The sequence below is a fragment of the Deltaproteobacteria bacterium genome (assembly GCA_019309045.1).
Classification (GTDB): Bacteria; Desulfobacterota; Syntrophobacteria; order BM002; family BM002; genus JAFDGZ01.
This window is the reverse complement of record JAFDGZ010000038.1, coordinates 34,132-45,323: the sequence shown is the minus strand read 5'-3', so window position 1 is coordinate 45,323 and position 11,192 is coordinate 34,132. Positions and strand designations below refer to the sequence as shown.

The following is an 11,192-nucleotide window of genomic DNA, read 5'->3' as shown; positions in this document are numbered from 1 at the left end:
TACTGAGGTCTTTTCTTCCGAATCCACCTCTGAACAGCTGCTCGATACCCAGGAAACTGCAGATTCATTGACGCAAGAATCTTTTCCTCCTTCCACCACTGGCACGCCACTTTCGGAAGAAACCGCTCCATCGCAGCCAGCTGAGCCACCTCTGCATGAGGCAGCGCCAGTATGGTCTACAGGTATGGCTCCAGGTTTCGACGCCGTGGGAACGATAAACGTTGAGTGGCTCTACTACAAAAAATTCGTTGCCAACAAAGTAAACTGCCATTTCACCCTGCAAAAGGGGAAGCTCGATATCGACACTCTCGACGCCAGGGTATACGGTGGAGAGCTTCACTCGACTCTAGGAGCTGATCTAAAACAGATCGGTCCTCCCTTCCAAACGAAGCTGACTGTCAAAGACGTTCTGTTGGATGAGATGATGAAGGATATTGCCCCTCATCTCAGCAAGTCGATGTCAGGAAATATGACCTTGCAGGCAACAGCCACTGGCAGCAGCCCTGATGTTGCTCATTTGAATTCTCAGGCAGATATTGTTCTGGAAGAGGCGCTATTCACCGGGCACCCACTAGTGCAACAACTAGTCGAGTTTTTCCAAAGCGAAGATTTTCAACAATTGGCCTTTCCACGGGTCACTGCCCGACTCCTTATAAGAAGGGGCCAGGTTATAGTCCAGGACCTCATCCTGCAGGGCCCGGTTCTCAGTGGTGAGGGCAGGGGTACTGCAAGCTTGCTTGATAGAAGGCTCGCTCTTGAGATGAACCTGCGTTTTCCTGTGCAATATGCCGGAAAATTGACGGAAATCAGACCTCTTCTCCCCCAGATCACAGACCCCCAGAATTTTGTAACCCTGCCAGTCGAGATTGTTGGAACAATGGAGAAGCCTGTTTACACTATAAATGAATTGTGGCTCAGAAAACATAGAGAGGCAGCAGAGAAGGAAAGTGTGCAGAGACCGCAAGCCAATGTGGTCCCCGAACCACCAGGCAGGGAAAAACAGCAGCAAGAAATAAACCAGGATTTACAGAAACTGGTTGAATGAGACCCTTGCCCACATGGCCAGGTAACCAGCCTGCCATACCAGCCGGCAACAAAAAGGCGCCCCGACAAACCTTCGCGCCGCTCAGTCCACCGCCACCTAGCGTCCCTTCCAGTTGTTTCTGGATTTCAACTGGCCTTACCCAAAAGCGTAAGCGGAGTAATAGGTTGGCCTTCCTGGGACCGAGTCACCCACGCGGCTTATCGGGGTTAGCTTATTTTAGCACACTCAGGGCACCTTTTCCTAGAAGAAATTCTCGAGCAAATCAGACTTATAAATAGTCATGATATAAGCAACTTGTCAGTTTCTGCAAAGCAGAAGTTTTGCGATAGCCCTCTTCTTTCTGTAATAAAGGAAAACAAACAAAAAGTATACCACCATATCCGGGGTAGATTTTCGCCATAAAAAATGATAAGCAACTGCGAAAGTAGAAACGACTGTTCTTTAACTGACAGCTAACAACAAATCTAGAGAAAACACTATGAAAAGAGGATGCGGAGCGTTTCTATTTGTGGTTCTGATCGTAGGTGCCCTCGCCGCCATTCTCTGGTGGAAGTGGGATCCTATCTATGAAAGGTTCACCCGCAAGGCAGTAGTAGCGGAGCAGCAGAAGTGTACTGAGCGCATCCAGGAGTTGCAGAAGTTGCTCAGCCAGAAGCAGCCTATTCAACAACAGCAGCCCCAGAAGCAGCTGCTTCCAACCGCCAGGTTCACCGAGGTCTTTGGGCCAAATTCACCCATAGCCCAGGGACGCTCACCCCAACGGTTGGATTGTCAGCAACTTGAGGATACCCTGCGCAGTTTCTGCAGGTATCTAGATGGCAACCAAGCACTCAAAACTCATGGAATATCGCAGGACAGCTGGCCCTTTTTTACTGGCATACTCGCCAGCCTGGATCGCCATAAGCCCACCATCAGCGGCGAAGCCTATCGCGCGCCAATTCTTCTGCAAAACAGTTTTTTCTTTTTCCGGCTATTGCGGCAGAAAAAAATTGCCGTGATCCGGGACATAATAAACTCAGAGGCAGATTTGGCCGAACCTCTGATGGGTACGCTCTATCACTGGCTCATACGTAAATGTGGTGATTTAGGCGATTCTGCCGAAAGTCTCAAATTTCTTTACCGCTATGCTGGCTTCTTTCTTCAGACCCTGGGAGGGCATTCTTATCTGATCAGGCGGGACTCGAAGATCGCCTTGTTGACCATGTACTATTCTGTTCTGGCAGTACACCAGGCAAATGAACACAGCCTCAATGAGGAGGGCATCGATCTTCGCTTTTTCCTGCCTATTTTGTTCAGTGGTGTTCAGAGTCGCAATGACCTCCTCTATAGTGAAGATTACCTGCAAACCTTGAGTAACCTCCAACTAAAATATTTTGGCTCGTAGCTATTGATATAGCAAGCTGGCTACCTCCTGCTGCCGCTAGCTGTCGAGAAAAAGTGAGCCCTTACCTATGATTGAATATCTGGCACGTTTGCCCGTGGTTATGATGATGACTATCAAGGAGGTTTAGATGTCAGAGAGATTTGTGGACAACGGCAATGGCACAGTCACTGACACCCAGACGGGTCTCATGTGGCAGAAAGATCCGGCACCCGAACGGGTTACCTGGCCCGAAGCGCAGCGCTTTATCAGCTATCTCAACAAGATCAAATTCGCTGGCTATGAAGACTGGCGATTGCCGAACAATGAAGAACTGTCCTCTCTTCTTCTTCCAGAAGAAAACAAACATCGTCTCTACCTCGACCCCATTTTCGGCAACCAGCGCTGTTTCTGGAGTGCCACTACCAGGGGGCACCATACTGCCTGCTACGTGGACTATTTCTACGGCGGCATCTACCGCTTTCCAGAAAGTTACGTCAATCACTCGGTGCGAGCTGTTCGGGGAGAGATGAAGAAAGAGAGCCAGCGCTTGTCCCAGGCAGCCTGAAAGGTTACCTCTCCCTCCAGAGGACAGGCACCTCAAAGAGGCTGGTCTTCGCAGTAAGTGTGCGGCTTACTGACTGCCATGAGGGCTCTCCTGAAATGATAGGCTATGTCCATATCTATACCGGCAATGGCAAGGGAAAGACTTGCGCTGCCATAGGCCTGGCCATTCGCGCTCTCGGCGCTGGCTGGAAGGTGTATCTGGGGCAGTTTCTCAAGAGTGGTCAGTACAGTGAGCACCTTGCCCTGGCCAGGTTCTCAGATCTCCTCACCATAGAGACCTTCGGCAAACCCGGCTTCATCCAGGGGGAACCTTCTGACAGGGATCGTCACCAGGCCCAAGCGGCCCTCGGGCAGGTCACCAAAGCCCTCACTTCCGGCACCTATCGGCTGGTAATTCTCGACGAAGCAAATGTGGCTGCACATCTTGGCCTTGTGCGTGTGGAGCAACTCATCGAACTCGTAGACCTCCGGCCGCAGCAGGTGGAACTGGTCTTTACCGGCCGCCACGCACATCCTGCCCTGATAGCCAGAGCTGATCTCGTTACAGAAATGCAGGAAGTCAAACATTACTTCCAACAGGGAGTAGCTGCCAGGACCGGCGTGGAAAAATGACCTTGACTGTAAGCAGCAGTTTCCCAGCAACGCGACGTTTTCCCTTTCGACTCGGCACCACATCATATATTTATCCAACAGATATCCTCACCAATGTCTGCAAACTCGCCTCTGAAGTGGACGACATTGAAATTGTTCTTTTTGAATCGGATGAGTTGGCCAACTACCCCAGCCAGGAAGAAATTCGCCAACTCAAAACAATTGCCAACCAGTGTGACCTGAGCTACACGATTCACCTTCCTCTGGATATCCAGCTCGGAGACCTGGACACCGACATCCGCAGCAAGTCCGTGGGCAAATGTCTGCGGGCCATCACTGCCACTGCACCACTGAAGCCTCATGGCTACATCGTCCATTTCCAGGGCCTGCCTGAGCACAATATTTCTCAATGGCTTCATAATCTGAGCCTCTCGATCGGCACCATTGTCGACCATGGAGTTTCTGCAGAACTTATCTGTGTGGAAACACTCGATTATCCCTTTCATCTGGTGGAAGACCTTATCCATGGTCTGCACCTCAGTGTGTGCCTCGATGTGGGCCATGTCATCCTCTACAAGCAGCCTCTGCAGCGCTATCTCGAGCGTTACAGAAAATCCATCCGGGTGGTGCATCTGCATGGCATCCGCTCAGGTCGTGATCACCGCGATCTTGGAGAAGCGCCGGATGACATCATGAGCACCCTCTTTTCCAGCCTGCTCTCCCTGGCCCAGGCCAGGGACATAGTGGTCACCCTGGAAGTGTTCAGCAAACAAGATTTACAGGTATCTCGTGCTGTAGTGGAGAAGTTCTGCCCATGAGTCGTCTTGTTCTTGTTACCGGTGGCAGCAGAAGCGGCAAGAGCAGCTATGCCCTGCACCTGGCAGCACCCTACGCCCACAAAGTCTTCATTGCCACCGCGGAACCAACAGATCCCGAAATGGCCAGCCGTATTGCCAGGCATCAGCTGGAGCGCGACCCTTCCTTCACTCTCATTGAAGAGCCGCTCGACCCAGCTGCAGCACTCAGGGCTATGCCTGCCAACACCTCGGTGGCCCTTATAGATTGCATCACTGTCTGGCTCGGCAATCTGTTCTACAGAAAGCGCATCAGCAATGAGAGCTCAGGGGAAATTGACGACTTTTTGGAACAGTTACAGGCGCCTCCCTGCCACCTCATTGTGGTGACCAATGAAGTTGGCATGGGAATCGTTCCTGCTGACAGGAAAACTAGAGAATTTCGCGATCTTGCCGGAAAAATAAATCAGCACCTTGCCCGGTGCGCCCAGGAGGTCTTTTTCCTGGTTAGCGGCATTCCTGTGCGGCTCAAATGGTGAGTCCGAGTATAATCGTCAAGCAGATAAAGGGGTCGATCCGCCACAGGCTTCGGCCAGCTGCATTACGAAATAAGAGATGCTGCTGCCCCATCAGATGAAGAATCCGCCATGCTACCAGAGCTCACCACCGCCATCCGCACTCTGACCATTTTGCCGATCCCAGGCCGGGAGGCAGAGAACCCGGCTGCTTCCCTGCCGTACTTTCCTCTGGTAGGCTGCCTGCTCGGCCTCTGTCTCTGGGCAGCTGGGCTGCTCGGTAATCTTATTCCGGGCAACGGCTGGCCTGCCGGAGTTGCCGGCCTCATGGTCGCAGCCCATATTGTCCTTACCCGCGCTCTTCACCTAGACGGCCTTGCTGATCTTGTGGACGCCATCGGCGGCAGCTGGGACAAACATGAAAGACTCGCCATCATGAAGGATTCTCATCTGGGGGTATTCGGAGCCATCGCGGTGGCCCTGGTACTCCTTCTCAAATGGCTTGCTTTTGCAAGAATGGTCGCCGGCGGGACCACCCTGTGGCTCGTGCTCATTTTTGCCATAGCGCGTGCCATCCAGGTGGACCTGGCCGTGCAGCTGCCCTATGCCCGGGCTGAAGGCGGCACCGCCAGCAGTTTTGTGGAAGCTGCTACCAGCCGACACCGCTATAGTGCTCTCGGGTTTACTCTAGTCCTCGCCGTGGTCTTTGGTCCTCCTGGAGTCGTCTTGTTCACGGTGGCAGTCACAGTTTCCCGGCTATATGGCCGCTGGTGCGGCAAGCGACTCGGAGGCATCAGCGGTGATATGCTTGGCGCTGCCAATGAGCTGGTGGAAACAGCTCTCTTCATGCTGCTGGCAGCGCTTGGCCCCACAGTCACCACCTACAGCAGCTGGGAGATATTTGCCAATTGATTGCAGCAAAGCGGAACCTCTGCGGCCCAAGAAGGCCACATAGGGGTGGGGCTATTTATCTAATCAAGCGTCGACAGCCAATGTCGCGAAGGGCAATCGTCAGGACTACAATCACGAGGCGGCTTTCTTGTATCTCATAGACGATGCCATAGTCCCTCAGTCTGACTTTGCGGAAAGGGTGGAGCCCTCTCATGTTGGTTGTTCACGGCTCCGGTAAATTTGCCGCCTGGCTGTCGATTCTCCCTCGGATTTTTCTCCTCCCGGGCCCAGGAATCCTCTTTAAGGTTTTAGCCGCATAGTCCTTGATTGGATGATCTTTAGACCAAGGAGACAGATATGAACATTACTCCACAGCAACTGGCAGCAATGATAGACCATTCTTTGCTCAAACCCTTTGCCGGTCGACAAGACATACAGCGGCTCTGCTCCGAAGCCGTGGGCTACGGCTTCAAGGCGGTGTGTGTCAATCCTGTCCACGTGGAGGAGGCGGTGCGCTGCCTGCGCGCTGCGGACGTGCTGGTATGCTCGGTAGTGGGCTTCCCGCTGGGAACTCATTCTCCAGCGACAAAGGCCAGGGAAACCCGGGAGGCGGTGAGGTCGGGCGCCAGGGAAATCGATATGGTCATGCGGCTTGACGCCTTGAAAGAAGGGGACGATGAGACGGTGCTCACCGATATCCGCGCCGTGGTCGATGCTGCCACCGGCAATCCGGTGAAGGTGATCCTCGAGATCTGCTATCTGACGGACGAAGAAAAAAGAAGAGGTTGTCTGCTTGCAAAGGAGGCAGGAGCAGCCTTTGTCAAGACCTCTACAGGCTTTGCGGTGGGCGGGGCCACGGTGGAGGATGTGAAACTGCTGCGCCAGACAGTTGGCAGCGACTTTGGCGTCAAGGCTGCCGGCGGCATCAAAACCCTGGAGGATGCTCTGCACATGATTGCGGCCGGGGCCAACAGGTTGGGAACTAGTGCCAGCGTGGGAATTATTAACCAAATAAGATAGCAAAAGAGACAATGCGGAATGATGGCCGTATTCCTATCTTCTGGCAAAAATGCTCGCCTGCTGGATATTAATGCTACCGACTGGAAGAAAAAAGAGGTAAAATCTTAAATCATATCAAAGCCGGATCTCGCCACAGCGCCTGGAGATGAACAAAACCTGAACCTAGTGGTATACCTTCTGCTATTGGCCAGGCCCAAGAAACCAGTGGGGAATGCCCCACAATTAGACCATAGTCGATGTTGGTAAACGAGATACTTTGGTGCGCCCCTTTTTAGGGACACTGATGCTGCTGGCAATAACGGTATCTGATTATGATCGGAGCAACCACTCGAGGGAAGATTGGCTGCAAAGAAGGGGGGTGAGAAAGCAATTTGCTTTTGCTTGGGCAGCCTACACCTAACCATAATCTTAGCGAAAAGGAGATGATACCATGAGGACAAAAAAAAGGGTTTTTGTGTGTCTGGCCCTGGCAGCATTGCTCTCGTGGCCGATCCTGGGCCCGGTGAATGCCACCGCCGGGGGGAAAATCCTCATTTACTCTCCCTGGAAAGACAAGGTCATGAAGAAATTTACCGCACTCTTTGAAGAGAAAACCGGCATCAAAGCGGAGAGCATCAATATTTCCACAGGAGAGATCGCCGCGCGGCTGCGGGTGGAAAAAGCCCGTCCCCAGGCTGACGTCTGGCATTCTGTCAGAGCGGCCTATCTAGTCAAGGCGAGGGAGCAGGGCTTGATTGCTCCCTACAATCCCCCCAATGCCAAATATGTGCTCAAACGCTATACCTATCCGAATGATGACTACATCATGGGAACCACCATGTATCCTCTGGTATTTTGCTACAACAGCAAACTGCTCAAGGAAATGAATGTGCCGCCTCCGAAAAACTATGAGGATCTTCTGGATCCAAAGTGGAAGGGGAAGATCGTCATGCCCCATCCCGCAGCCTCGGGCACAGCCTATGCCTTTGTCACCACCATCTTGCAAATGTACCGGAAACCCGGTGAGACAGGCATTGAATCAAAAGGCGGCTGGAGTTATTTGAAAAAGCTCATGGCCAATGTGGCCCAGTATACCAGGAGCGGCAGCGCTCCCAGCAAGATGGTAGCCAGGGGTGAGTATCCTGTGGGCATTACCTTCTACGATAGAGTCTACATGCTGCAGGAGGAGGGCTATCCAATTGTTCCTGTGTTCCCGAGTCCCATCTATGCCGAGCCTTCGTGCACAGCTCTGGTGGCGAACTCTCCCAATCCGGAGGGGGCCAAGGCTTTTCTCAACTTTATGCTCTCAAAAGAAGCACAGGAACTGGCGAAGGAGACGGGAAACTATTCGGTTCGACCTGATGTAGACAGGCCAAAAGGGGCCGTGCCCCTCAGTGAACTGAACATTTTCAACGACGACTACCTGTGGGGAGCCAAGTATAAAAAGGAGATAATCGGGCAGTTCAATATCTACGAGTGGAAGGCGAGGAAGAAGTAGAGACCCCTTTGGAAAAGCTGGCTCGATTTTACTCTACTGTTTGTCATCGGTCAGCGATAATGATATCTGAAAAAAACCCATTTTTCTCATGCGAGGGTATGAGCATGATGCCCTCATGCCCCAGTAAGGCTAGATGCACATTATTAGTGAAAAACTTGGAGAAATAAGAAGACTGACCAGAGAGCCGCTTGTCTTCTCTCTGGTCATCTTCTGTTTCATCATGCTGGTCTGGTTCGTCCTCTATCCTCTCTACTCGGTATTCCGCCAGAGCGCCCTGGACGAAAACGGCCTGTTTATCGGTCTCAACAATTACCTCCACTTCTTCACCAATCCCTATTTTCGCAACGTTCTCTACAACACCCTCTACATTTCAATTTTCGCCACTGTCGGCGCTCTCTTTGTGGGCACACTGTTTGGCTATGCACTCACCAGAAGCACAGTTCCCTTGAAGCCACTCTTCATGGTAACAGCAATCCTGCCCATGATCACCCCACCCTTTGTGAACGCCTTTGCCTTCATCTTGCTGCTCGGACGCGTTGGTCTCATCAATATCTATTTGCAGAAATTTTTCCATTTCAAATTCATCATCTATGGCTGGCATGGCGTGGTAATCTCGCAGATAATTACCACATTTCCCCTGGCGTTTCTGGTGACCTCGGCCTCCTTCAGCAGCTTTGACAGATCCCTGGAGGATTCGGCTCAGGATCTTGGCGCTAGAGACTTCAGAGTTTTTCGCACCATCACCTTGCCGCTCATCACCCCGGCCCTCATGGCAGCCACCCTGCTCATTTTCATGACCAACCTGAGTGCCTTCGGGGCGCCTGCCCTTCTGGGCGGCGGACTATCTGTGCTTGCCGTTGAAGCAGTCATGCAGACCCTGGGGGTCATGGACTGGGGCATGGGAACCACCATCAGTATCATCCTGCTCATTCCTTCTTTTGTTCTCTTCTATCTGCAAAGTGTGTACAAATCAAAGCGCTCCTATGTGACGGTCACAGGCGCACCTGCGCACGCAGACGTAAGGCCCACGCCGCCGAAGATAAAATGGCCGCTCTTTGCTTTTCTCGCTTTCATGTCGGTAATTGTACTCGTGCAGTACCTGGTGATTTTTGCCGGAGGCTTCGCCAAGGTCTGGGGGGTGGACAACTCGTTCACCCTGGACCACTACCGCCTTTTGCTGGAAAATGCCGGCCGCTCTGTCATCAACAGCCTCTGGATGTCATCGGTGGGAGCACTGGGCGCAGCCCTGGTAGGAGTTGTCATAGCCTACCTCATAGAAAGACAGAACTTTGCCGGCAGAAAGGCCATGGATTTTGTGGCTATGCTGCCGTATGCCGTGCCAGGAACCATGATGGGCCTCGGCTTTGTAGTAGCTTTTAACAGACCGCCATTGATACTCACCGGCACTGCTCTCATTATCATCGTTGATTATGTAATCAGGCGAATGCCTTTCGGTCTGAGAACAGGTGTATCCACTCTCAAGCAGATCGATGTGGTCCTGGAAGAGGCTTCCGCAGACCTGGGGGCCACCTGGTTCACCACATTTCGCCGGGTGGTGCTTCCTCTGTTGAAACCTGCATTTATTGCTGGACTCACCTTTGCCTTTATTCGAGCGATCACGGAACTTACTTCCACCATCTTTCTCGTCACCCCCAAATGGCGAGTCATGGCAGTAGATATTTATAATTTTGTTGAGGCCGGCTCTCTCGGCGTGGCAGCTGCCATGTCAAGCCTGCTTATGGCGATGGTGATTTTACTCCTTGTGCTTCTCTACAAATTAACCGGAGCCACTGCTTCCATGTTTCGTATGTGACGGTACTGTTGAGTGTTAGGAGATCAGTATGACCAGGGTCCCTGTTCTTTTGAAGAACGTCACCAAGCGCTTTGGCAAAAAGGGAGAGGAAATACTCGCTGTAGATCGGTTCAGCCATGATTTCGAGGCTGGCAAACTCACTACTCTTTTGGGTCCGAGTGGCTGCGGCAAGACTACTACCCTGCGATGTATCGCAGGCTTTTACGAGCCCGAGGAGGGCGACATAGTTGTGGGAGGAAAACGGGTCAACCATCTGCCTCCTTACCAGAGGCCAACAGGGACCGTATTTCAGAATTATGCTCTTTTTCCACATATGACTGTGTTCGAAAATGTTGCCTACGGCCTCAAGATCAAAAAGCTTCCGGCGGCGGAGATAAAGAAAAAAGTGGCAGCCGGCCTCGAACTCCTGCAACTCGGCGGCATGGAAGATCGGATGCCTGACCAGCTTTCCGGCGGCCAGCAGCAGCGGGTGGCCATTGCCCGGGTGCTGGTGAACGAACCACAGGTCTTGCTCTTTGACGAACCTCTGTCGAATCTTGATGCCAAACTGCGTCTCTACATGCGGGGGGAGATTCGGAACCTGCAGGAACGGCTGGGAATCACCACCATCTACGTAACCCACGATCAGGAAGAGGCCACCAGCATCTCGGATACTATGCTAGTAATGAATCAGGGACGTATCGAACAGGTGGGCTCACCCATAGAAATATACCGCAGACCGGCAACCAAGTTCGTTGCCGAGTTTATAGGCATAACCAACTACCTGCACGGTACGGTGCAGAAAATGACAGGAAACCGGGTGCAGATCAGTCTCTATGAGGCCGTCTTCGAGGTGGAGGTGGATGACCGCTTTGAAGAGGGTGAGGAGGTGACCATCGTTGCCCGTCCCGAGATGCTACGCTTTGCAGAAGAAGGTGAGGCAGCACTCAGGGGGAAAATTAAAAATGCTTTTTTTCTCGGTTCTCTGGCCAGATACGAGATAGAAGTGGCCAATGGCCACCTCATCTCTCTTGACGATGCAAACCCGACGCACTTTCGTGCCCGGGGGACTAATGTGGCTGTGGCTCTCGATACCCTTACTGTCTATGTGAAGAAAACAGACGTTTGACTTTCGACTGC

Annotated in this window: 11 protein-coding genes; all 11 read left to right on the top strand. The window is 52.4% G+C overall.

All coding sequences use genetic code 11. The features are described 5' to 3' along the window. The coding region (locus tag JRI89_09825) for an AsmA-like C-terminal region-containing protein (GenBank protein MBW2071541.1) at positions 1-1,045 on the top strand (1,045 nt) is incomplete at its 5' end. Positions 1,046-1,523: 478 nt separating this feature from the next. Then, positions 1,524-2,429, top strand: coding sequence for a hypothetical protein (locus tag JRI89_09820; GenBank protein ID MBW2071540.1), 906 nt, complete (start codon positions 1,524-1,526; stop codon positions 2,427-2,429). Positions 2,430-2,556: 127 nt separating this feature from the next. After that, positions 2,557-2,973: a DUF1566 domain-containing protein gene (locus JRI89_09815; GenBank protein MBW2071539.1), complete on the top strand. Its 417-nt coding sequence runs from the start codon at positions 2,557-2,559 to the stop codon at positions 2,971-2,973. A 95-nt stretch (positions 2,974-3,068) separates the two neighbouring features. Next, entirely contained in the window at positions 3,069-3,584 is a 516-nt protein-coding gene (locus JRI89_09810) for a cob(I)yrinic acid a,c-diamide adenosyltransferase (protein MBW2071538.1), read from the top strand. Then, positions 3,581-4,381, top strand: coding sequence for a sugar phosphate isomerase/epimerase (locus tag JRI89_09805; protein ID MBW2071537.1), 801 nt, complete (start codon positions 3,581-3,583; stop codon positions 4,379-4,381). Before JRI89_09810 ends, JRI89_09805 begins: the two co-directional genes overlap by 4 nt. Continuing rightward, the gene (gene cobU / locus JRI89_09800) at positions 4,378-4,896 is read left to right on the top strand and encodes a bifunctional adenosylcobinamide kinase/adenosylcobinamide-phosphate guanylyltransferase (protein MBW2071536.1); all 519 of its coding nucleotides are present in this window, start codon (positions 4,378-4,380) and stop codon (positions 4,894-4,896) included. The genes JRI89_09805 and cobU overlap by 4 nt, the downstream gene beginning before the upstream one ends. Before the next feature lie 108 nt (positions 4,897-5,004). Continuing rightward, positions 5,005-5,784 (top strand): adenosylcobinamide-GDP ribazoletransferase, encoded by a 780-nt coding sequence (gene cobS, locus JRI89_09795; protein MBW2071535.1) that lies wholly within the window; start codon positions 5,005-5,007, stop codon positions 5,782-5,784. Positions 5,785-6,120: 336 nt separating this feature from the next. Then, entirely contained in the window at positions 6,121-6,783 is a 663-nt protein-coding gene (deoC, locus tag JRI89_09790) for a deoxyribose-phosphate aldolase (GenBank protein ID MBW2071534.1), read from the top strand. Between the two features lie 430 nt (positions 6,784-7,213). Then, positions 7,214-8,260 carry an ABC transporter substrate-binding protein gene (locus tag JRI89_09785; protein ID MBW2071533.1) on the top strand — a complete coding sequence of 349 codons (1,047 nt, stop codon included), beginning with the start codon at positions 7,214-7,216 and terminating at the stop codon, positions 8,258-8,260. A 133-nt stretch (positions 8,261-8,393) separates the two neighbouring features. Then, the gene (locus JRI89_09780) at positions 8,394-10,073 is read left to right on the top strand and encodes an iron ABC transporter permease (protein ID MBW2071532.1); all 1,680 of its coding nucleotides are present in this window, start codon (positions 8,394-8,396) and stop codon (positions 10,071-10,073) included. Positions 10,074-10,101: 28 nt separating this feature from the next. Next, the gene (locus JRI89_09775) at positions 10,102-11,181 is read left to right on the top strand and encodes an ABC transporter ATP-binding protein (protein ID MBW2071531.1); all 1,080 of its coding nucleotides are present in this window, start codon (positions 10,102-10,104) and stop codon (positions 11,179-11,181) included. The last annotated feature ends 11 nt before the right edge of the window (positions 11,182-11,192 follow it).

Coding starts and splice junctions, on each gene's coding strand:
- JRI89_09775 (MBW2071531.1), top strand. CDS start 10,102: ATGACCAGGGTCCCTGTTCTTTTGAAGAACGTCACCAAGCGCTTTGGC.
- cobU (MBW2071536.1), top strand. CDS start 4,378: ATGAGTCGTCTTGTTCTTGTTACCGGTGGCAGCAGAAGCGGCAAGAGC.
- JRI89_09820 (MBW2071540.1), top strand. CDS start 1,524: ATGAAAAGAGGATGCGGAGCGTTTCTATTTGTGGTTCTGATCGTAGGT.
- JRI89_09815 (MBW2071539.1), top strand. CDS start 2,557: ATGTCAGAGAGATTTGTGGACAACGGCAATGGCACAGTCACTGACACC.
- JRI89_09805 (MBW2071537.1), top strand. CDS start 3,581: ATGACCTTGACTGTAAGCAGCAGTTTCCCAGCAACGCGACGTTTTCCC.
- JRI89_09785 (MBW2071533.1), top strand. CDS start 7,214: ATGAGGACAAAAAAAAGGGTTTTTGTGTGTCTGGCCCTGGCAGCATTG.
- deoC (MBW2071534.1), top strand. CDS start 6,121: ATGAACATTACTCCACAGCAACTGGCAGCAATGATAGACCATTCTTTG.
- JRI89_09780 (MBW2071532.1), top strand. CDS start 8,394: ATGCACATTATTAGTGAAAAACTTGGAGAAATAAGAAGACTGACCAGA.
- JRI89_09810 (MBW2071538.1), top strand. CDS start 3,069: ATGATAGGCTATGTCCATATCTATACCGGCAATGGCAAGGGAAAGACT.
- cobS (MBW2071535.1), top strand. CDS start 5,005: ATGCTACCAGAGCTCACCACCGCCATCCGCACTCTGACCATTTTGCCG.